The organism is Rathayibacter sp. AY1A4 (assembly GCF_002930955.1).
Classification (GTDB): domain Bacteria; phylum Actinomycetota; class Actinomycetes; order Actinomycetales; family Microbacteriaceae; genus Rathayibacter.
In genome coordinates, this window is the sequence record NZ_PSTN01000015.1 from 26,019 (window position 1) to 46,054 (window position 20,036).

A 20,036-nucleotide genomic window follows, 5' to 3' on the forward strand; every position below is an offset into this window, starting at 1 on the left:
GGTAGGCTCAGGGGGTGACGACCCTGATCCTCGCCCGGCACGGAGAGACTGTCTGGCACTCCGAGAACCGCTTCGCGGGCTCCTCCGACATCGCGCTGACCCCCCGGGGCCAGGACCAGGCGGCGACTCTGGCCGCCTGGGCCGTCGACGCCGACCTCGAGGCGGTGTACTCCTCCACCCTGGTCCGGGCCGTGCGCACCGCCGTGCCCGCCGCGCGGGCGGCCCACCTCGAGCTGCAGCCCGACCCGGCGCTGGTCGAGGTCGACTTCGGCCGCGGCGAGGGGCTGACCACCGACGAGATGGAGAAGCGCTTCCCGGACGAATACCACGCGTGGGTCGCGGCGCCGGCCATCCAGCCGATGCCCGGCGGCGAGTCCGGCCTCGACGCCGTCGCCCGCGCGAACACCTCGCTCGCCCGCATCCACCGCGAGCACCCCGACGGCCGCGTGCTCGTCGTCGCGCACGGCACGCTCATCCGCCTCCTGCTGTGCGCCTACCTCGGCATCAACCCGGAGACGTACCGGCACACCTTCCCGGTGGTCGACAACGTCTCGCTGACCACGCTGCGCTGGGACGCGACCGGCGTCGGCCTGCTCGGCTACAACGTCCCGCCCGTCCAGACGCAGCGGCGCTCCAGCTGAGCGCAGCGGCCGCTCCGGAGCGGCGCCCGGCGAGCGCGGGCTCGATCGGCCTGGTGCTCGGGTCGGTCGCGAGCGTGCAGCTGGGCGCCTCCTTCGCCGTGCTGCTCTTCCCCGCCGCGGGGCCGATCGGCACCGTCACGCTCCGGCTGGTGTTCTCGGCCGTCGTGCTGCTCCTGGTCTGCCGTCCGCGGCTGCGCGGCCACAGCCGGAGCGACTGGGCCACTGTCGCCGCCTACGGTCTCGCCCTCGGCGGGATGAACGCCTGCTACTACGAGGCCATCGCCCGGATCCCGCAGGGCGCCGCCGTCACCCTCGAGGTGCTCGGGCCGCTGACGCTCTCGGTGATCGCCGGGAGGAGCGTGCTGAGCCTGGTCTGGGCGGTGCTCGCGCTGGCCGGGGTGGTGACCCTGTCGCAGGGCGGGTTCTCGGCGCTGGACCCGGTCGGCGTCGGCTTCGCACTGGGAGCCGCAGTGCTCTGGGCCGCGTACATCGTCTTCGCCGGCCGAACCGGCGGGCGGTTCCAGGGGATCGACGGGCTCGCGCTGGCGCTGGCGGCCGGCGCGATCGTGTCGCTGCCGTTCGGCCTCGCCTCCGCCGGGCCCGCCCTGGTGGTGCCGCCGGTGCTGCTCCTCGGGCTCGCCGTGGCGGTGCTCTCCTCCGCGGTGCCCTACGCGCTGGAGCTGCTGGCGCTGCGGCGCCTGCGCTCCTCGACCTTCTCGATCCTGATGTCGCTCTCCCCCGGGGCGGCCGCGCTCTCGGGCTTCCTCGTGCTCGGCCAGCGCCTCAGCGCCGTCGAGGCCGTCGGGATCGCGCTCGTTGTCGCTGCGAGCATCGGGGCGGTGCGGACCGCGCGGACCTCCGCCTGAGCGGCAGTTCTTTCGTTAGGCTAACTATGTGCCATCGACAAAGACCCTGCAGACCGAGATCCCGCAGACCGATCTCCCGCTGACCTCCCTCGCGGGCGAGGTGCGGGCAGCGGTCGGCCGGCTCGGACGGCGGCTCCGGCAGGAGAAGGCCCAGCACGAGCTCAGCGATCCGCAGTTCAGCGTGCTCGCGCTCCTGCACCGCGAGGGCGCGAAGACCCTCGGCGAGCTGGCCGAGGCGGAGCGGGTCCGCCCGCCCTCGATGACCCGCACGGTCGGCTGCCTGGTCGACGAAGGACTCGCGGAGCGCCTGGCCGACCCCGCCGACGGCCGCGTCACCCGCATCCGCCCCACCGGGGCCGGCACCGCACTGGTGCTCGACGTGCGCCGCAGCCGCGACGCCTGGCTCGTGGCGCGCCTCGAGGAGCTCCCTCCCGAGGACCTGCGCCTGCTCCACGACGCGGCGGCGGTCCTGCGCGCGGTGGCCGACCGATGAGCGCGATGTTCCGCTCCCTCGCCGTGCCGAACTACCGCATCTGGTTCGCGGGCGCGATGGTCTCGAACGTCGGCACCTGGATGCAGCGCACGGCCCAGGACTGGATCGTGATCAACGACCTGACCGACCACGACGCGACGGCGCTCGGCGTGACCATGGCGCTGCAGTTCGGACCGCAGCTCGTGATGGTGCCCTTCTCCGGCTTCATCGCCGACCGCTTCGACCGGCGGAAGCTCCTGATGGCCACCCAGGGCGCGATGGGCGCGCTCGGGCTCGGCCTGGGGCTCATCGTCGTGACCGGGGTCGTCCAGCTCTGGATGGTCTACCTCTTCGCCCTGCTGCTCGGCTTCGCCGCGGCGATCGACGCGCCCGTGCGCCAGACGTTCGTGTCGGCGCTGGTCGAGGACCGCGACCTCACCAACGCCGTCTCGCTGAACTCGGCCTCCTTCAACTCGGCGCGGATGATCGGACCGGCCCTCGCGGGCGTGCTCATCGCCGCGGTCGGCTCCGGCTGGGTCTTCCTCCTCAACGCCGCGAGCTTCCTCGCCGTCCTGCTCTCGCTGCGCGCGCTGCACCGCGACCAGCTCCGCAGCGCCCCGCGCGCCACCCGCGGCCCGGGTGCGCTGCTGGAGGGGTTCCGCTACGTGTCGAAGCGGCCGGACATCCTCGTGGTGCTCGCGATCGTGTTCCTGATCGGCACGTTCGGCCTGAACTTCCCGATCTTCGCCTCGACGATGGCGACCGTCGAGTTCGACATGGGGGCGAGCGAGTTCGGCCTGCTCTCCTCCGCCATCGCCGTCGGCTCGGTGCTGGGAGCGCTCCTCTCGGCTCGCCGCGACCGCCCGAGGCTCCGGCTCATCGTCGGCGCCTCCGCGGCGTTCGGCGTCGCGCTCGCGCTGGCCGGCGTCATGCCGACGGTCTGGGCGTTCGCGATCCTGCTCCCCTTCGTCGGCATCGCGGCGCAGACGCTGATGACCTCGGCCAATGGCTACGTGCAGCTCTCGACCGCCCCCGAGATGCGGGGCCGGGTCATGGCGCTGTACATGGCCATCTTCGTCGGCGGCACCCCGATCGGCGCACCGCTGATCGGCTGGGTCGCGAATGCCTACGGTCCGCGCCAGGCGATGCTGGTCGGCGCCGCCTCCGGGATCGCGGCGGCCGCCATCGGACTCGCCTTCCACCTCCGCCTGCGCCGCGCCGCCCGGCTCGCGGCCCCCGGGCCGGAGGCTCTGCCCGCCACCGGCGGAGTCCCCCTGCTGCGCCCGCGCGCCTAGGCTCCGTCAGCCGGTCCGCGCGCCGGGGCGGATCCGTGGACAGCCCGCTCGACGGGGCGGCTCCGCGGACAGCCCGCTCGACGGGCCGCCCCCGACGCCGGGCTGCTCCGCGGACAGCCCGCTCGACGGGCCGCCCCCGACGCCGGGCGCGTCCGCCGCCCGCCCTCAGGCCTCGCGGGTGATCTCGACGCGGACGAAGAGCTTCGACGAGCGGGGCCCGGCGAACACCCCGCGCAGCGGCGCGATGTCGTTGTAGTCGCGGCCGCGGCCGACGATGACGTGGCGGTCGCCGATGTCGATCAGGTTCGTCGGGTCGTAGCCGCGCCACGCTCCTCCGCAGAACCACTCGACCCAGGCGTGCGACTCCCCCACCACGGTCTCGCCGATCTCCGCGTGCGGCTTGGGGTGCAGGTAGCCCGAGACGTAGCGCGCCGGGATGCCCACCGAGCGCAGCGCCCCGAGGACGATGTGCGTGATGTCCTGGCAGACGCCCTCGCGCGCGGTCCACGACTCCGTCGCGGTGGAGTGCACGCCGGTGACGCCCTGCCGGTAGGTCATCGCCCGGCCGATCGTCTCGGCGATCGTGAGCGCGGCCTCGCACGGCCCGGCCGCCTCGTCCGCGAGCGAGCGCGCCATCGCCGAGAGGTCCTCCGGCGGCGCGGTGCGGTGGGTCTGCTTCGACTGCTCCACGTACTCGGTGCGCGTCTCGACCTGCTCGGACAGCTGATCCCACCCGGTCGGGTGGTCGGGGTGCTGCTTCGGCCGGATCTCGACGAGCGAGGTCGCCGTCAGCGAGAGCTCGCGGTGGGCGTCGAGCACGTCGAACGACGAGACGCGGGTGCCCCAGTAGTCGGTGTAGGCGTGCACCGAGGTCACCGGCCGGATGTCGAGGTTCGAGAACAGCACCAGCTGCCCGTCCGAGGAGGCGGGGAGCATCCGCGCCTCGTTGTAGGACGCGACCACGTCCCCCGCGTAGGTGAAGCCCGTGGTGTGCCTGATGCGCAGCCTGCTCACAGCGCCTCCCCGATCCAGCTCGGCATGACGTTGGTGGGGAAGTACCGCTGGCGGATCGCCTCGGACGCGGCCGAGGTCGCCTCCTGCACGCTGTCCATGTGCCGCGGGAGGTCCTCGAGGATGTCGGTGATCGGCCGGAACTCCAGCTCGCTGCGGATCCGCCCGAGGACGCGCTGCGCGTCGCCGGAGTGGCCGATGCGGCCGGTGCGCGGCTCGATGTCGCGCATGCACGCCTCCGCCCGCGAGACCGAGAAGAGGATCGAGCGCGGGAACAGCCGGTCCAGGAGGAGGAACTCCGCCGCGTTCCGCGCGCTCGGCACGCCCCGGTAGGTGCGCAGGTACGCCTCGTAGGCGCCGCAGGAGCGGAGGATCGTGGTCCAGGAGGGGCCGCTCGCCTCGGTCAGCGAGCGGGTGGCGAGCAGGCGGGCGGTCATGTCGGCGCGCTCGATCGAGCGGCCGAGGGTGAAGAACTGCCAGGCCTCGTCGCGCGAGGTCGCCGACTCGATGATGCCGACGGCGAGGGCGGAGCGCTCCCTCACCCAGCTGAAGAACTCCGACACCCGCTCGCCCGAGACGCGGCGCGGCATCCGGGTGCGCGTGGTGTTGAGGCACTCCCAGAGCTCGGTCGAGACGATCTCGCGCGCCCGGCGGGCGTTCTCGCGGGCCGCGCCGAGCGAGTAGGCGATCGAGGCGGGGTTCGTGCGGTCGATCGCGAGGATCGCCAGCACGTCGGCGCGGGTGATCTCGCGCATGTCGTCCGGCGGGGTCGAGCCCATCACCGACAGGAGCGAGCGGCAGGCCGTGTCCTCGTCGATCCACGGGTCCTCGAGCAGGAGCTGGAGGTGGACGTCGAGGATGCGGGCGGTGCCGTCGGACCGCTCGATGTAGCGGCCGATCCAGAACAGCGACTCGGCGATCCGGGAGAGCATCAGTCGTCCTCCCCCGCCGCGAGCGTCTGCTGCTGCTGCTGGTCCTGGTCGGTGTTCGGCGCGTCCTGCGGCGAGTGGTCGGGCGTGTGGTTGAGCGGATAGACGATCGGGATGGAGCTGGTGACCGCGGCCTGCTCGGCGACGAGCGCCTGGATGTCGCGCGCCTCGGGCTCGGCGCTGCGCGCCTCCTCGAGGCCGACCACCCAGGTGTCCTTCGATCCGCCGCCCTGCGACGAGTTGACGACGAGCTGCCCCTCCGGGAGCGCGACGCGGGTCAGGCCGCCGGGCAGCACCCAGACGTCGGTGCCGTCGTTCACGGCGAAGGGCCGCAGGTCGGCGTGCCGGGGGCGCATCCCGTCGTCGACGAGGGTGGGGATGGTGGAGAGCTGCACGACCGGCTGCGCGATCCATCCGCGCGGGTCGGCCTGGAGGCGGGAGCGCAGCTCGGCGAGCTCCTTCGCCGAGGCGGCCGGCCCGACGACCAGGCCCTTGCCGCCGGAGCCGTCGACCGGCTTCACGACGAGCTCGTCGAGACGGTCGAGCACCTCATCGAGCGCTCCCGGATCCTCGAGCCGCCACGTGTCGACGTTCTTGATCACCGGCTCCTCCGAGAGGTAGTAGCGGATGAGGTCGGGCAGGTAGGTGTAGACGAGCTTGTCGTCGGCGACGCCGTTGCCGACCGCGTTGGCGATCGTGACGTTCCCGAGCCGGGCCGCGAGCATCAGCCCGGGTGAGCCGAGCATCGAGTCGGCGCGGAACTGCAGCGGATCGAGGAACTCGTCGTCCACGCGGCGGTAGATCACGTCGACCCGGGTCGGGCCGGAGGTGGTGCGCATGAACACCTTGCCGCCCGTGCAGAACAGGTCGCGGCCCTCGACCAGCTCGACGCCCATGAGGCGGGCGAGGAGGGTGTGCTCGAAGTAGGCGGAGTTGTAGACGCCCGGGGTGAGCACGACCACGGTCGGGTCGTCGACGCCCTCGGGGGCGGAGGCGCGGAGGGCCTGCAGCAGCTTGTTCGGGTAGTCGCCGACCGGGCGCACCCGCATCGAGACGAACAGCTCGGGCAGCGTCTGCGCCATCACCCGGCGGTTCGAGATGACGTAGGAGACGCCGGAGGGCACGCGGACGTTGTCCTCGAGGACCCGCCAGCCGCCCTTCTCATCGCGGATCAGGTCGATCCCGGACACCTGGATCCGCACGCCGTTCGCGGGGACGATGCCCGCGGCCTGCCGGTGGAAGTGGCTCGAGCTCGAGATCAGCCCGGCGGGGATGACGCCGTCGGCCACGGCGTTCTGCGGGCCGTAGACGTCGGCGAGGAACGCCTCGAGAGCACGGACCCGCTGCTTGATGCCGGTCTGCACCTCGTTCCACTCGGCGCGCTCGATCACCCGGGGGACGGCGTCGAGCGGGAACGGCCGCTCCTCCCCCGCGAAGTCGAAGGTGACGCCCTGCGCGAGGTAGGAGGAGGCGAGCGCGTCGGTGCGGCCGCGCAGCTCCTCCTGGGTCATCCGCGCGAGCGAGGAGTAGATGTCGCGGTAGGCGCCGCGGACCCCGTCGGGGCCTCCGGTCGACGCCACGTCGGCGAACATCTCGTCCCAGGGGGTGGCGCCCGTGTCGGGCCGCTCGACCTTCTGGGACCCGTATCCGTCGAAGAGGTCACCCATGGCACGACTCTAGTGCGGGGCGTATTGCGGGGATGTTTCGGGCGGCCGCGGGGCGAGCGGGGCGGGTCGGCGACGTCCGGGCACGGCACCGGCGCCGTCCTCCGACAGGCCGGCGGAGGCCCGGGGATCCACGGGAATAGTTCCGGCCGCACGTGGTTGAATGAGGATGTACATGCAAACGCATGGACCAGGCCCCACCGGGCCGGAGGACAGAAGGAGCGCCTGATGCAGTTCGGCATCTTCACGGTCAGCGACATCACGACCGACCCCACGACCGGACGGACCCCGTCCGAGTCCGAGAAGATCCAGGCGACCCTCGCGATCGCGCTGAAGGCGGAGGAGATCGGCCTCGACGTCTTCGCCCTGGGCGAGCACCACAATCCGCCGTTCTGGTCCTCCTCCCCCACCACCACGCTCGGCTACCTCGCGGCGAAGACCGAGAGGATCACGCTCTCCACCGCGATGGCCCTCATCACCACGAACGACCCCGTGAAGCTCGCCGAGGACTACGCGATGCTCCAGCACCTCGCCGGCGGCCGCGTCGACCTGATGCTCGGCCGCGGCAACACCGGCCCCGTCTACCCGTGGTTCGGCAAGGACATCCGCCGCGGCATCGAGCTGACGATCGAGAACTACGACCTGCTGCACCGCCTGTGGACCGAGGACTTCGTCGACTGGGAGGGCCAGTTCCGCACGCCCCTCCAGGGCTTCCAGTCGACCCCGCGCCCCCTCGACGGCGTCGCGCCGTTCGTGTGGCACGGATCGATCCGCTCGCCGCAAATCGCTGAGCAGGCCGCCTACTACGGCGACGGCTTCTTCGCGAACCACATCTTCTGGCCCGCCTCGCACACCCAGAAGATGGTGCAGCTCTACCGCCAGCGCTTCGAGCACTACGGCCACGGGACCGCCGACCAGGCGATCGTCGGCCTCGGCGGGCAGATCTTCCTGGCGAAGAACTCGCAGGACGCGGTCTCGCAGTTCCGCCCCTACTTCGACAACGCCCCCGTCTACGGCCACGGCCCCTCGCTCGAGGACTTCACGGAGCAGACCCCGCTCACCGTCGGCTCCCCGCAGCAGATCATCGACCGCACCCTCGGCTTCCGCGAGTACGTCGGCGACTACCAGCGCCAGCTCTTCCTGATGGACCACGCGGGACTCCCGCTGAAGACCGTCCTGGAGCAGATGGACATGCTCGGCGAGATCCTCCCCGCTCTCCGCGCCGGCTTCGCCGAGGGCCGCCCCGCGCACGTGCCCGACGCCCCCACCCACGCCTCCCTCGTGGCCGCGCGCGACGCGCAGCCCGCGGCCGAGCCCGTCACCGTCTAGTCAGGAGCTCTCCATGGACACCCGCAGGATCACCGTCCTCTCGGCCGGCCTCAGCCAGCCGTCCTCGACTCGGCTGCTCGCCGACCGCCTGGCCGACGCCGCCGAGTCCTCCCTCACCGAGCAGGGCTTCGCCGTCGAGCGGAGCGTCGTGGAGCTGCGCGACCTCGCGCACGACGTCACGAACAACCTCCTCACCGGCTTCGCGAGCCCCGCTCTGCAGACCGCGCTCGACGCGGTCGCCGGCGCCGACGGCCTGATCGCCGTGACGCCGATCTTCACCACCAGCTACAGCGGGCTCTTCAAGTCGTTCGTCGACGTGCTCGACACGGAGGCGCTGCGCGGCCTGCCCGTGCTGCTGGCGGCCACGGGCGGGTCCCCCCGCCACTCCCTGGCCGTCGACTACGCGATGCGCCCGCTCTTCACCTACCTGCACGCGGCGCCCCTCGCGACCACCGTGTTCGCGGCGACGGACGACTGGGGCGGCGCGACCGAGGACGGACGGGCGCTGCCCTCGCGCATCGAGCGCGCCGGACGCGAGCTGGCCGATCAAGCCGCCCGCTCCTCCCGCTCGGGCTCCACGCCCGACCCGTGGGCGCTCGACGGCTCGTTCGAGGGGATGCTCGGCCGCCGCGGCTGAACGCCCGCCGCGCGGATCGGCCGCTCCTCTCATGGATCGGCCGATCCGTCCAGCCGCGATACCCGCGGCCCTGCCGGAATAGCCTGCCCCCGGGAGCCTGCCGCTGGCCCCCGGAAGGAGGCCGTCATGGGCCTGACCAGCAAGGGGCTCCCCTCGGGGGCTCTCGACCTCTCGCAGCTCGGACGCGCGGTCCTCGACCGCCGCCGCTTCCTCGGAGCCCTCGGCGTCGCCGCCTCCGTCCCGGTCCTCTCCGGCTGCGGCTTCGCCCCCGCGGGCCCCGCGGCGAGCGCCGGCAGCGACACCCTCACCTTCACCACCTGGGGCACCGACGCCGAGCTGGCCGGCTTCCAGCGCGCGATCGACGCGTTCCAGTCGGCGAACGCCGGCGCCACCGTGACCCTCAACGCGGTCCCGTACGAGCAGATGTTCACCAACATCGACGCGCAGCTGCAGGCGGGGAACCCGCCGGACGTCTTCCGGGTCCCCTACTACACGTTCGGCAGCTACGCCGGCCGCGACCAGCTCCTGGACCTGTCGGGCTTCCTCGACTCCGACGTCGCCGAGCGGTTCACCGATCCGGCCTGGGCCGCGGTGCAGAGCGGCGGGAGCCCCTTCGGCGTCCCCCACCACACCGACACCTCGCTGATCCTCTACAACACGCAGGTGCTGGCCGACGCGGGCGTCACCTCCTTCCCCTCCTCGCCCGAGGAGGCGTGGACCTGGGAGGAGTTCACCGAGGTCGGGCGGAAGCTGCGCGCCTCGCTCCCCGCCGAGCGCTACCCCTTCGCCTACAACTGGCAGGGCAACGGCGTCACGCGCTGGCTCAGCCTGCTCTTCCAGGCCGACGGCCGTTTCCTCACCGAGGACCTGTCCGGGCCCGCGATCGACTCCGCCGCCGGCCGCGCCGCGATCGACTTCAGCCGCAGCTTCTTCACCGACGGCCTCGTGCCGCCGAGCAGCTCCGTGCAGGCGACCACCTACGCCAGCGACCTCTGGTACTCGCAGACCACCGCGATGACCTTCGCCGGCGCGTTCCTCATCCCCGACGCCGACTCCACCCTCGACTTCGAGTGGGGCGCCACCTACTCCCCGCGCAACGTGCGCGGAGGCGGCGACTTCGGCGGCAACGCCCTCGTCGCGACCAAGGCCGCGAAGAACCCGGAGCTGGCCGCCTCCTTCCTCGCGTTCGTGACGGAGGAGGAGGCGATGCGCGACTTCTGCGCCGGCGCCTCCCTCCTCCCCACCCGTCGCGACCTCACGGAGTCGGGCATCGAGTTCGCCGTGCGCCCCGAGCTCGCCGAGGTGTTCCTCGGCCAGGCGGGCACCGTCCAGGCGTCCGACTCGGCGCAGGTCGCCTCGCCCGACATGGCCGCGATCATCACGGTGCTCAAGGAGCAGCTGGAGCAGGCCTTCGTCGGCGGGCGCAGCACCGAGGACACCATCGCCGGCCTCACCTCCGGCATCGCGGCCGCGACGCAGTGAGCCGGTCGGTCCTCGCGCCGGAGGCGGTGACCGCCCGCCCCCGGCGCACCTCCCGCGCCCCCGCCCGCGAGACGGCGGCCGCCTACGCGTTCCTCGCGCCGAACCTGCTGATGCTCGGCCTGTTCGTGTTCGTCCCCCTGGGCGGCGCGTTCCTGATCGGCTTCCAGCGCACGAACGGCTTCGGCGACGGCGTCTTCGTCGGACTCGACAACTACGCGCGGCTGCTCGGCGACGGCCTCTTCTGGCGCTCGACGCTGAACACGGCGCTGTTCACCCTGATCGTGACCCCCCTCTCGATGGCGCTGGGCCTCGGCGCGGCGGTGCTGATGAACTCGGTGCTGCCCGCGCGTCCGGTGTTCCGCAGCATCCTCATCCTGCCGATGGCGGTCTCCGGCGTGGCGACGGCGCTGATGGGCGTGCTGATCTTCGACGAGAACAGCGGCGTGCTCGACGGCATGCTCCAGACGATCGGCCTCCCCCGCATCGCCTGGCAGTCCGGCGGAGCTGCGGCCTTCGCCTCCGTGGTGCTCGTCACCCTGTGGTGGCGCACCGGCTTCAACATGCTGATCTACCTGGCGGGGCTGCAGGGGGTGAACCCGGCGCTCTACGAGGCGGCCCGGCTCGACGGAGCGAACGCGTGGCAGCAGTTCCGCCACGTGACGCTGCCGCTGGTCGGCCCGTCGTCGTTCTTCCTGCTCATCCTCAACGTCATCTACTCGTTCCAGGTGTTCGACATCGTCTTCGTGCTCACCGGCGGCGGACCGCAGAACGCGACCTCGGTGCTCGTGACCTACGCCTACGACACCGGGTTCGTCACCCGCGACCAGGGCTACGCCGCGGCCATCGGCATCGTGCTGCTGATCCTGACCATGATCTTCACCGCGGTGCAGTGGCGCACCAACCGCTCGAGGGACCTCGTCGAATGATCCGCACGTCGCGCACCTCGCGCCTGCTCCGCCTCGCCCTCGCCCTCGGTGTCTCGGTGGTCATCGTCTTCCCGCTGTACTGGATGGTCGTCGTCGCGTTCTCCTCGCGGTCCGAGCTGCTCGGCGGCACCCTCCGCCTCTGGCCGCGCGAGCTGACGCTGGTGAACTTCGAGCGAGTGTTCTCGTCGTTCCCCGTGGCGACCTGGTTCGGCAACTCCCTCGCGATCAGCCTGGTCACCGCTTTGATCACCGTGACGATCAACCTGCTCGGCGGCTACGCCTTCGCGCAGCTGCGGTTCCGCGGATCCGGAGTGCTCTTCCTCCTGGCCCTGTCGACGCTCACCCTGCCCGTGCAGGTGATCATGGTGGCGCTGTTCCGGCTCGTCACCGACCTCGGCCTCTACGGGAGCTACTGGGCGGTGATCCTGCCGACGGCGGCATCGGCGTTCGGGCTGTTCCTGGCGCGGCAGTTCATCCTCGCGATCCCGCGGGACCTGATCGAGGCGGCCCGGATCGACGGCGCCGGGCACTTCCGCGTGTTCACGGCCATCGTCCTCCCCCTCTCGAAGCCGCTCATCGCCGTGCTCTTCTTCATGTCGCTGCTCGGCTCCTGGAACGACTTCGCCTGGCCGCTCATCGCCCTGAAGGAGAACGCGCTGTTCACGCTCCCGATCGGGCTGCTCTTCCTCCAGGGGCAGTTCGGCAGCGACTACGGAGCGACCATGGCGTTCGCCCTGGTGAACGTCGTGCCGATGGTGGTGCTGTTCCTGGTGTTCCAGCGCTACTTCGTGCAGGGCTTCGCGCGCAGCGGCCTCCGCTGACCTCGCGGCGGGGGGGGGGGTGCGGATCGGTGCGCTGTGCGGCCATTCGTCCCCCCGTCCGGGGCCGGGAGTGTCAATCCCCCCGTTCCGCCGACCCGGCCGGCGCCGCCCCGCGGTACCGTCGTCGCAGGCGCCCACCTCGTGCGCTCCGGAGCGCACCGTTCGAGCGGAAGGCGGGATCGCCATGAGTACCGTCGCCGCGAACGCCGCCCAGCAGAAGGTGGCCGGCCGCTACTACCTGATCGAGCGCATCGGCTCCGGCGGGATGGGCTCGGTCTACCGGGCCCGCGACGAGACCGTGCAGCGCGAGGTCGCCGTGAAGGTGTTCCGCGCGGAGGCCTCGAATCCCGAGGACGTGGCCCGCCAGGAGCGCGAGGTGCGGATGCTGAGCTCCTTCGCCCACCCCGGCATCGTCAACCTCTTCGACGCGGGCCTGCACAACTTCGGCGGCGAGGTCCGCCGCTACGTCGTGATGGAGCTCGTCGCCGACCCCACGATGGAGGCGCGGCTCGAGTCCGGCCCCCTCCCGGCGGCGGAGGTCGCGGCGATCGGCACGCAGCTCGCCGAGGCCCTGGCCTACCTGCACGAGCGCGGCGTCGTGCACCGCGACGTGAAGCCCGCGAACATCCTGGTCAGCGAGGTCGCCTCCAGCGGCTACGCCCGCACCGCCAAGCTCACCGACTTCGGCGTGGCCCACTTCATGGACGGCTCCCGCCTCACCAGCGACGGCGTCGTGATCGGCACCGCGAGCTTCGTCAGCCCGGAGCAGGTCGCGGGCGAGCCGATCAGCGGAGCGAGCGACGTCTTCTCCCTCGGCCTGGTCCTCCTCGAGGCGATCACCGGTCACCGGGAGTACTCGGGCACCGTCCTCGAGGCGGCGATCGCCCGCCTCCACCGCAGCCCCTCCGTGCCCGACACCCTGCCGGCGGAGTGGCGGGCGCTGCTGACCTCGATGACGCAGCGGGACCCGGAGAAGCGGCCGACCGCCGACGAGGTCGCGCACCGGCTCCGCGGCGGGATGACGACGGGCTCGGCTTCGGGCGCACCGACCGCCTCGGACTCGCGCGCGGCACGGATCCGGCGCTCCGTGATCATCGGCTCGAGCGTGGTCGGCGTCGGCGCGATCGCGGCGCTGTCGTGGATGCTCGGAGCGCTCGCCGGTCGCTGACCGACCGGGCGCGGGGCCCTAGGCCTCGCCGGGGAACGCGGGACGGAGCACGATCCGCGTCCAGGCGCCCACGTAGATCCGGTCGCCCTCCTCGACCTCGCGGCGCTGACCGGCGGCGATCGGCGACTGCGGGAGCGGAGCCCCGGCCGGGGCGAGGTACGTGCCGTTCGCCGACTGCAGATCCTCGACCCACCAGCGGTAGCCGTCGGTGCTCAGCTGGCAGTGGCGCCGCGAGACACCGGAGTCGGAGCCGCAGTCCACCTGCGGCGAGATGCCGCGGGAGACGGACGGGCGGCCGACGAGCAGGGTGCGCTCGCGGAGGACGACGGTCGCGGGCGGGCCGGGCGAGGGCATGGGGTCGTCGGCGCGCTGCTCGGCGTACCACTCCGGGTCGACCCAGAGCTCGGCGATCCACGGGCGGTCCGGGTCCGCGGAGGCGGCGGCGGGGCGGGCGGAGCCGGTGGCCGGCGCGGACGCAGCCTCCTCCTCCGACGCCGAGGCCCCGGGTGCCGCGTCGGGGGCTGCGGCCTCGGGTGCAGGGGCCTCCGGGATCACCTCGGTCGGCGGAGCGGCGGGCGGCGCGGTCGCGACGGGGGTGTCGAAGCCGGCCTCCTGCTCCGGGACCAGCTCGGTGGGAGCCGCGGGATCGGCCTGCGGCGCGGGCGCCTCGCCCAGGTGCTGGGCCGGGTCCCCCGACGGCGTCGCGGAGCCGCCGACCTCGCCCGGAGCGCGGACGGCACCGGAGGAGGTGAACGGATCGGCCTCGGGGAGGGAGCCGGTCGTGAAGTCGTAGCCGCAGTTCTCGCAGAACAGGGCGCCGGGCTCGTTCGGGAACGAGCAGTGCGGGCAGACCGAGGGGCCGGTCGGGATCGCGGTGGTCGGCGCGGCGGGAGCGGGCGACGGGGCCGCAGCGGCACCGATGGGCGCCCCGCAGACGTCGCAGTAGTCGCCGGACTGCGAGGTGTGCCCCTCGGGGCAGCGGAAGCTCACTTGCGCACCCGCGTGGTCTTGGTCGACGCGGTGTCCAGCGCCATCTCGTCGAGGCGGTCCACGCCGCGCTTGAGCCGCACGGTGCCCTCGTTCGGGTTGTCGATCTCGACGACCTTCCGCAGCTTCGCGGTCGCCTCGTCGTTCCCGGTGACGGAGGCGAGCTGCACCGCGCGCCCGAGCTTGACCGTGGCGGTCGCCTCGTCGCCCCGCGCCTTGGCTGCGAGCCCGTCCTGGATCGCCGAGGCGAGCTCGGTCTGGCCGGTGTAGTGGGCGACGGCGGGGTCGATGCGGGCGGTCAGTGCGGAGTCGTCCGTCCAGCGCGCCTTCACCAGGGCGGAGGCGACCACCTCGTCGCGCACGCTGAGCTGCACCCGCGCGGCGAGCTGCTCCGAGCCGACCGGCTTCGACGCGACCCGGACCGCCACGTGGTACTCCCGCGACTCGTCGCCCCAGGCGCCGGTCGGGTAGGCGCCGGTGAGCGGGTTCACGGCGTTCCGCCGGGAGCTGAGGTCCTCGAGGTTCGGAGCGACCTGGCGGACGAAGAGCAGCTGCGCGCCCTGCGGAGTCCAGACGCGGAGCTCACCGTTGGCGACTCCCCGGCCCATCGACGCCCGCATCAGCGACTCGAAGTCGGCGGCCATGTCGGCCGGGTTCGCGATCAGGCCCACGGTGCCCAGCAGGGCGCTCGCGATGGTGCGCGCCTCCTCGACGATCCAGCGGGAGCCGACGCCGCGCACGTCGCACTGGAAGTCGCCCGACGCCGCGCGGATCGCCGCGTCCAGCTGCATCCGCGACTCGTGCTCGTTCTTGCCGTCGGTGAGGAGGATCGCGTGCCTCTGCGTCGCCTCCGGCACGGTCGCGAACAGCTGGCGGGCGAGGGTCAGCCAGGTGCCCATCGCGGTGCCGCCGTCGGCCTGGAGGTAGCCGATCGCCTCCTTCGCCGCGGCTCGCGCCCCCGGCTCCATCCGCACCATCGAGACGGTGGCGTTGGGGTACGGGAAGGCGCGGTCGGCGCGCTCGGATCCGGCCACGACGGCGAAGAAGGTGCCGTCCAGGATCTGGTCGACGGCCACGGCGGCGGCGCGCTTCGCGGCCGTCATGTTCTCGCCGGTCATCGATCCGGAGCAGTCCACGATGATGATCTCGGCCGCGGCCCCGTCGGACCCGGCGACCCCCGTGCCGGACGCGGTCACCGTGACGATGGCGTGCACGTCGGTGGCGCCGTCCGAGAGGAACTCGTTCTGGAAAACACTCGCGCTGAACTCCGCCATTCCGGCAGTTTACGGGGACGCCCGGCCTGAGCGGCCCTCCATCGCCGAGGATCGGCCGGGCATCGCGGCCCGACGCCTGCACGACAGCTGTCGGGGCGGGCGGAGGCGGGTCGAGCGCCGCCGGAGCGCCCCCGTCAAGCCCGCCGCGGCCGGACACCGCCGGTGCCAGGGTGGAGCCGTGCCTCCCTGGACCCTCGCCCTCGCCAGCGGCGCCATCGGCGGCGCCACCCTCCTGATCGGCGCCGCGCTCGCCTGGTTCGTGCGCGTGCCCCCGAAGCTCACCGCCGCGATCTCCGCGTTCGGAGCAGGGGTGCTGATCTCGGCGCTCGCCTACGAGCTCGTGCAGGAGGCGGCGGACGACGGAGGACTGCTCCCGACGATCCTCGGCACGCTCGCGGGAGCCGTGGTCTTCGTCGGCGCGGACGCGCTGCTCACCCGCGCCGGCGCGGGGAACCGCAAGAGCGCGAAGGGGTCGGGCGGAGGAGGAGGCGCGGCCATCGCGGCCGGCGCCCTGATCGACGGGGTCCCAGAATCGATCGTGCTCGGCCTCTCGGTCGCCCAGGGCGGAGCGGGAGCGGCGATCAGCGTGCCCATCGTCGCCGCGGTCGCGATCTCGAACCTCCCCGAGGGCCTGTCCTCGACGGTCGGCATGAAGGCCGACGGCCGCTCCGCCCGCTACGTCTTCACCGTCTGGGGCGGGATCGCCGCGATCTCGGCCGCCGCAGCGCTGGTCGGCTTCCTGGTCTTCGCCACCGCACCGGGCGCGGTCGTGGCCTTCGTGACGACCGTCGCCGCCGGCGCGATCCTCGCCATGATCTCGAACACGATGATTCCCGAGGCGTTCGACCGCGACGACGTGCTCACCGGGCTGTACGCGGTGCTCGGGTTCGTGACGGCGTTCGCCTTGCACAGTGCTGGTTAGGACGCCGCTCCCCGCGCGGCGTCCCGCAGTCGGCTCCAGCGCGGGGCCGGGTCGCGAGGAGCGGGTCGCGCACGGCGACGCGGATCCGCTGGAACGCGGATCCCCGGATACGCCTCGCGAGGACGCCGCTCCCCGCGCGGCGTCCCGCAGTCGGCTCCAGCGCGGGGCCGGGTCCCGAGGAGCGGGACGCGCACGGCGACGCGGATCCGCTGGAACGCGGATCCCCGGATACGCCTCGCGAGGACGCCGCTCCCCACGCGGCGTCCCGCAGTCGGCTCGAGCGCGCGGCCGGGTCCCGAGGAGCGGGTCGCGCACGGCGACGCGGATCCGCTGGAACGCGGATCCCCGGATACGCCTCGCGAGAACGGCGCTGCCTGCGGAACGGAGTGGGGTCAGCCGCTGAAGGCGGTGAGGGCGTCGTCGAGGATGCCGAGGCCGCGGGCGACCTCGGCGGGGGTGATGACGGCCGGCGGGACCACGTGGATCCGGTTGTCGGCGGTGAAGGGCAGAAGGCCGCGGGACAGCAGGTCGGCCTTGAGGCGGGCGACGGAGGCCGCCGGCAGCGGGGTGCGCGCGGCCCGGTCGGTGACCAGCTCCAGCGCCCAGAACACTCCGGAGCCCCGGACCTCGCCGATCAGGTCGTGCTTCGCCTCGAGCGCCGCCAGGCCGGGGGCCAGGTGCTCCGAGCCGATGGTGCGCGCGTTGTCGACGATCCCCTCCTCCTCCATCGCCTCGAGCGTCGCGACGACGCTGGCCGCGGCGAGCGGGTGGCCCGAGTAGGTGAGTCCGCCGGGGAAGACGCGCTCGTCGAAGTGGTGGGCGATCGGATCCGAGATGACGACGCCGCCGATCGGGACGTAGCCGGAGTTGACGCCCTTCGCGAAGGTGATCAGATCGGGGCGCACGTCGAAGGCGTCGAAGGCGAACCACTCCCCCGTGCGCCCGAAGCCCGCCATGACCTCGTCGAGGATCAGCTGGATGCCGTACCGGTCGGCGATCTCGCGGACACCCGCGAGGTAGCCGGGGGGCGGGGTGAGCACGCCGGCGGTGCCGGGGATGGTCTCGAGGAGGAACGCGGCGATCGACTCCGGCCCCTCCGCCTGCACGACGCGCTCGAGGTGGTGGAGGGCGCGCTCGCACTCCTGCTCGAGGGTCTCGGCCCAGAACTCGCTGCGGTACAGGTAGGGCCCGAAGGCGTGCACGTGCCCGCGGGAGTACTCGTTCGGGATGCGGCGCCAGTCGCCGGTCGAGACGATCGCCGCTCCCGTGTTGCCGTGGTACGAGCGGTACAGCGAGACGACCTTGTCGCGGCCGGTGAACAGCCGCGCCATGCGGATCGCGTTCTCGTTCGCATCCGCGCCGCCGTTGGTGAAGAAGACCTTCTCCATGCCCTCGGGCGCCCGCTCGGTGATCAGGCGGGCCGCCTCGGCGCGGGTCTCGTTCGCGTAGGCGGGGCCGACGGTGGTGAGGACGCCCGCCTGCTCCTGGATCGCGGCGACGACCTTCGGGTGCTGGTAGCCGATGGTGACGTTCACGAGCTGGCTCGAGAAGTCGAGGTAGCGGGTGCCGTCGACGTCCCAGACCTCGGCGCCGAGACCGCCCGCGATCGGCAGCGGGTTCAGCGCGCCCTGCGCCGACCAGGAGTGGAACACGCGGGACCGGTCGGCGGCGGTGACCGAGGCGTTGTCGCGGACGGTGGGGGCGGTCGAGGACGTCATGCTCCCCATCGTGCCGCGCGCGCCTCGGAAGCGGGCGTGCGGATCCGTCGATCCGCGGACCCTACGATGGACGGAACGTCGAAGGGAGCCCGCATGCCCGCGACCGTCCGCGATCTGCTGGCCGAACCGGCCTTCCGCCTCCGCGTGCTCGCCGGGGTCCACGACGAGGCCGACCTCGACGCCCCTCTGGTGTGGGCGCACTCCTCGGACCTCGTCGATCCGACGCCCTGGCTCGAGTCGGGCCAGCTGCTGCTGACCGACGGCGTCCACTTCACCGGGCACGACAGCGCCGAGTTCTCGGAGGAGTACGTCGCCCGGCTGCGCGGCCGCGGCATCCGCGCGCTCGGCTTCGCCACCCGCATCGTGCACGACGAGGTGCCCGCCGCTCTCGTCACGGCGTGCGAGCGCCAGGGCCTGCCGCTGCTGGAGGTGGCGGACCTGACTCCGTTCATGGGGATCATCCGCTTCGTCGCAGACGTGATCTCGCGGGAGCAGCGCGAGCGGCTGGAGTGGTCGCTCGAGGCGCAGCGGCGGGTCGCCCGCGCGGCGCTGCGGCCGGACGGGCTCGCGGCGATCCTCACCGAGCTGGAGCGGCAGCTGGACTGCTGGGTCGCCCTCTACGACGCCGCCGGGCAGAGGGTGCACCTGCCCACCCGGCTCGACGTGCCGGCGGAGGAGGCGGTCGCCGCGGCCGCGAGGCACGCCCTGACCCGCGGCAGCCGAGCGGGACTCCGGCTCGACGACGGCGGCGGAGTGACGCTGCAGACGATCGGGCGCCGCGACCACCTGCGCGGGGTGCTCGCCGTGGGCACGGGCACGCCGCTGGACCCGGCGGGCAGCGACCTCGTCGCGAGCGTCATCGCCCTGGCGAGCATCGCGCTGGAGCAGCGGCGCGCGCTGGACTCCTCCCGTCGGCAGCTGCGCTCCGGACTGCTCGAGCTGCTGGCCGCGGGAGCCTTCGACGTCGCCGAGAGCACCGCACGGCGCCTGGGGAGCCCGCTGCCCGCCGAGCCCGTGCGGGTGGTCGTGCTGAGCGCGCCCGTGAACGGCGACTCGCTCCTCGACGAGCTGGAGGTCGTGGCGGAGGAGGACGGCGCATGCCTGTTCTTCGCCGAGCGGGACGGCTCGCTCGTCGCCGTGGCCGCCGCTGACGGACTCGGGCCGCTGACCGCCGTGCTGGAGCGGCACGGCGCGAGCGCCGGCGCCTCCGCCCCGATCGGCTGGTCGAACCTGGACCGGGGCCTCGAGGAGGCGCGGCGCGCCGCCGAGCGGACGGAAGACGGGACGGTGGTCCGCTTCGAGGACGTCGCCGCCGAGGGGATGATCGGGCTCCTCGCCGCCGCCGGAGCCGCACCGCTCGCCCGCCGGATGCTCGCGCCGCTGCTGACCCCCGAGGGAGCCGTGCTGCTCGAGAGCGCCCGCGTCTGGCTCCGCCGCAACGGCGCCTGGGAGCCCGCCGCCCGCGACCTCGGCGTGCACCGTCACACCCTCCGCAACCGCATCACCGCCGTCGAGCGCGCCCTCGGCCTCGACCTCGACGACGTCTCCGCCCGCACCGAGCTCTGGACGGCGCTGCGGCTGCACTCATAGCCTCTCTCCTCCTGGCGTCGTCGATCGGCCGCGGTCGGCCGGGGATGGTGGTCGCGCTGGGAAGAGCGGGTCGCGTACCGCGCACGACGATCCGCTCACACGCGGATCGCCGGTTGCGCGGTGCTCAAGAGCCTCTCTCCTCCTGCGTCGTCGATCGGCCGCGGTCGGCCGGGAAGGGTGGTCGCGCTGGGAAGAGCGGGTCGCGTACCGCGCACGACGATCCGCTCACACGCGGATCGCCGGTTGCGCGGTGCTCAAGAGCCTCTCTCCTCCTGCGTCGTCGATCGGCCGCGGTCGGCCGGGG

General features: G+C 73.0%; 18 protein-coding genes. 12 read left to right on the forward strand and 6 right to left on the reverse strand.

What is annotated here, in order from left to right:
* Positions 1 to 14: 14 nt before the first annotated feature.
* The 4 genes from C5B92_RS10325 to C5B92_RS10340 are packed head-to-tail and all read left to right on the forward strand — an operon-like array spanning position 15 to position 3,274.
* Positions 15 to 641 (forward strand): histidine phosphatase family protein, encoded by a 627-nt coding sequence (locus C5B92_RS10325; protein ID WP_104223854.1) that lies wholly within the window; start codon positions 15 to 17, stop codon positions 639 to 641.
* A gap of 53 nt (positions 642 to 694) precedes the next feature.
* On the forward strand, positions 695 to 1,507 hold the full coding sequence (locus C5B92_RS10330; RefSeq protein WP_244229480.1) for a DMT family transporter: 813 nt from the start codon (positions 695 to 697) through the stop codon (positions 1,505 to 1,507).
* 28 nt (positions 1,508 to 1,535) lie between these two features.
* On the forward strand, positions 1,536 to 2,000 hold the full coding sequence (locus tag C5B92_RS10335) for a MarR family winged helix-turn-helix transcriptional regulator (protein WP_258061339.1): 465 nt from the start codon (positions 1,536 to 1,538) through the stop codon (positions 1,998 to 2,000).
* Positions 1,997 to 3,274 carry an MFS transporter gene (locus C5B92_RS10340; RefSeq protein ID WP_104256499.1) on the forward strand — a complete coding sequence of 426 codons (1,278 nt, stop codon included), beginning with the start codon at positions 1,997 to 1,999 and terminating at the stop codon, positions 3,272 to 3,274. The genes C5B92_RS10335 and C5B92_RS10340 overlap by 4 nt, the downstream gene beginning before the upstream one ends.
* Before the next feature lie 165 nt (positions 3,275 to 3,439).
* On the opposite strand, the gene C5B92_RS10345 is transcribed toward C5B92_RS10340, so the two are convergent.
* Genes C5B92_RS10345 through C5B92_RS10355 form a run of 3 tightly spaced genes read right to left on the reverse strand, consistent with a single transcriptional unit; the run spans position 3,440 to position 6,881 of the window.
* A complete protein-coding gene (locus tag C5B92_RS10345; protein WP_104256498.1) occupies positions 3,440 to 4,288 on the reverse strand; it encodes a transglutaminase family protein in 849 nt (282 codons plus the stop codon).
* Complete coding sequence (locus C5B92_RS10350) at positions 4,285 to 5,217, reverse strand: alpha-E domain-containing protein (RefSeq protein ID WP_104223851.1); 933 nt, start codon at positions 5,215 to 5,217, stop codon at positions 4,285 to 4,287. Before C5B92_RS10350 ends, C5B92_RS10345 begins: the two co-directional genes overlap by 4 nt.
* Entirely contained in the window at positions 5,217 to 6,881 is a 1,665-nt protein-coding gene (locus tag C5B92_RS10355) for a circularly permuted type 2 ATP-grasp protein (RefSeq protein ID WP_104256497.1), read from the reverse strand. The genes C5B92_RS10350 and C5B92_RS10355 overlap by 1 nt, the downstream gene beginning before the upstream one ends.
* A gap of 225 nt (positions 6,882 to 7,106) precedes the next feature.
* Here C5B92_RS10355 and C5B92_RS10360 point away from each other — a divergent pair, with 225 nt between their 5' ends.
* The 6 genes from C5B92_RS10360 (at position 7,107) to C5B92_RS10385 (ending at position 13,241) form a co-directional block, all read left to right on the forward strand.
* Positions 7,107 to 8,207, forward strand: coding sequence for an LLM class flavin-dependent oxidoreductase (locus C5B92_RS10360; RefSeq protein ID WP_104226200.1), 1,101 nt, complete (start codon positions 7,107 to 7,109; stop codon positions 8,205 to 8,207).
* Positions 8,208 to 8,220: 13 nt separating this feature from the next.
* On the forward strand, positions 8,221 to 8,844 hold the full coding sequence (locus C5B92_RS10365; RefSeq protein WP_104249848.1) for an FMN reductase: 624 nt from the start codon (positions 8,221 to 8,223) through the stop codon (positions 8,842 to 8,844).
* Between the two features lie 126 nt (positions 8,845 to 8,970).
* Positions 8,971 to 10,326 carry a sugar ABC transporter substrate-binding protein gene (locus tag C5B92_RS10370; protein ID WP_104223847.1) on the forward strand — a complete coding sequence of 452 codons (1,356 nt, stop codon included), beginning with the start codon at positions 8,971 to 8,973 and terminating at the stop codon, positions 10,324 to 10,326.
* Between the two features lie 26 nt (positions 10,327 to 10,352).
* Positions 10,353 to 11,252: a carbohydrate ABC transporter permease gene (locus C5B92_RS10375; protein WP_244229482.1), complete on the forward strand. Its 900-nt coding sequence runs from the start codon at positions 10,353 to 10,355 to the stop codon at positions 11,250 to 11,252.
* Positions 11,249 to 12,073: a carbohydrate ABC transporter permease gene (locus C5B92_RS10380; RefSeq protein WP_104223846.1), complete on the forward strand. Its 825-nt coding sequence runs from the start codon at positions 11,249 to 11,251 to the stop codon at positions 12,071 to 12,073. Before C5B92_RS10375 ends, C5B92_RS10380 begins: the two co-directional genes overlap by 4 nt.
* A 184-nt stretch (positions 12,074 to 12,257) precedes the next feature.
* Positions 12,258 to 13,241, forward strand: coding sequence for a serine/threonine-protein kinase (locus C5B92_RS10385; RefSeq protein ID WP_104223845.1), 984 nt, complete (start codon positions 12,258 to 12,260; stop codon positions 13,239 to 13,241).
* Positions 13,242 to 13,259: 18 nt separating this feature from the next.
* Here the strand turns inward: C5B92_RS10385 and C5B92_RS10390 are convergent, their stop codons facing one another.
* Positions 13,260 to 14,231, reverse strand: coding sequence for an FHA domain-containing protein (locus tag C5B92_RS10390; protein ID WP_104350363.1), 972 nt, complete (start codon positions 14,229 to 14,231; stop codon positions 13,260 to 13,262).
* A complete protein-coding gene (locus tag C5B92_RS10395; protein WP_104238603.1) occupies positions 14,228 to 15,502 on the reverse strand; it encodes a VWA domain-containing protein in 1,275 nt (424 codons plus the stop codon). Before C5B92_RS10395 ends, C5B92_RS10390 begins: the two co-directional genes overlap by 4 nt.
* Before the next feature lie 178 nt (positions 15,503 to 15,680).
* Here C5B92_RS10395 and C5B92_RS10400 point away from each other — a divergent pair, with 178 nt between their 5' ends.
* Positions 15,681 to 16,424, forward strand: coding sequence for a ZIP family metal transporter (locus tag C5B92_RS10400; protein WP_104223842.1), 744 nt, complete (start codon positions 15,681 to 15,683; stop codon positions 16,422 to 16,424).
* Between the two features lie 392 nt (positions 16,425 to 16,816).
* Here C5B92_RS10400 and C5B92_RS10405 read toward each other — a convergent pair whose 3' ends face one another.
* On the reverse strand, positions 16,817 to 18,142 hold the full coding sequence (locus tag C5B92_RS10405; protein WP_104282233.1) for an aspartate aminotransferase family protein: 1,326 nt from the start codon (positions 18,140 to 18,142) through the stop codon (positions 16,817 to 16,819).
* Positions 18,143 to 18,235: 93 nt separating this feature from the next.
* On the opposite strand from C5B92_RS10405, the gene C5B92_RS10410 reads away from it, so the two are divergent.
* Positions 18,236 to 19,732: a PucR family transcriptional regulator gene (locus C5B92_RS10410; RefSeq protein ID WP_181028799.1), complete on the forward strand. Its 1,497-nt coding sequence runs from the start codon at positions 18,236 to 18,238 to the stop codon at positions 19,730 to 19,732.
* The last annotated feature ends 304 nt before the right edge of the window (positions 19,733 to 20,036 follow it).

Excerpts from the sequence above, each read along its gene's own strand:
- C5B92_RS10355 (WP_104256497.1), bottom strand. The coding sequence starts at position 6,881 with ATGGGTGACCTCTTCGACGGATACGGGTCCCAGAAGGTCGAGCGGCCC.
- C5B92_RS10360 (WP_104226200.1), top strand. The coding sequence starts at position 7,107 with ATGCAGTTCGGCATCTTCACGGTCAGCGACATCACGACCGACCCCACG.
- C5B92_RS10405 (WP_104282233.1), bottom strand. The coding sequence starts at position 18,142 with ATGACGTCCTCGACCGCCCCCACCGTCCGCGACAACGCCTCGGTCACC.
- C5B92_RS10365 (WP_104249848.1), top strand. The coding sequence starts at position 8,221 with ATGGACACCCGCAGGATCACCGTCCTCTCGGCCGGCCTCAGCCAGCCG.
- C5B92_RS10340 (WP_104256499.1), top strand. The coding sequence starts at position 1,997 with ATGAGCGCGATGTTCCGCTCCCTCGCCGTGCCGAACTACCGCATCTGG.
- C5B92_RS10385 (WP_104223845.1), top strand. The coding sequence starts at position 12,258 with ATGAGTACCGTCGCCGCGAACGCCGCCCAGCAGAAGGTGGCCGGCCGC.
- C5B92_RS10370 (WP_104223847.1), top strand. The coding sequence starts at position 8,971 with ATGGGCCTGACCAGCAAGGGGCTCCCCTCGGGGGCTCTCGACCTCTCG.
- C5B92_RS10410 (WP_181028799.1), top strand. The coding sequence starts at position 18,236 with ATGCCCGCGACCGTCCGCGATCTGCTGGCCGAACCGGCCTTCCGCCTC.
- C5B92_RS10395 (WP_104238603.1), bottom strand. The coding sequence starts at position 15,502 with ATGGCGGAGTTCAGCGCGAGTGTTTTCCAGAACGAGTTCCTCTCGGAC.
- C5B92_RS10350 (WP_104223851.1), bottom strand. The coding sequence starts at position 5,217 with ATGCTCTCCCGGATCGCCGAGTCGCTGTTCTGGATCGGCCGCTACATC.
- C5B92_RS10380 (WP_104223846.1), top strand. The coding sequence starts at position 11,249 with ATGATCCGCACGTCGCGCACCTCGCGCCTGCTCCGCCTCGCCCTCGCC.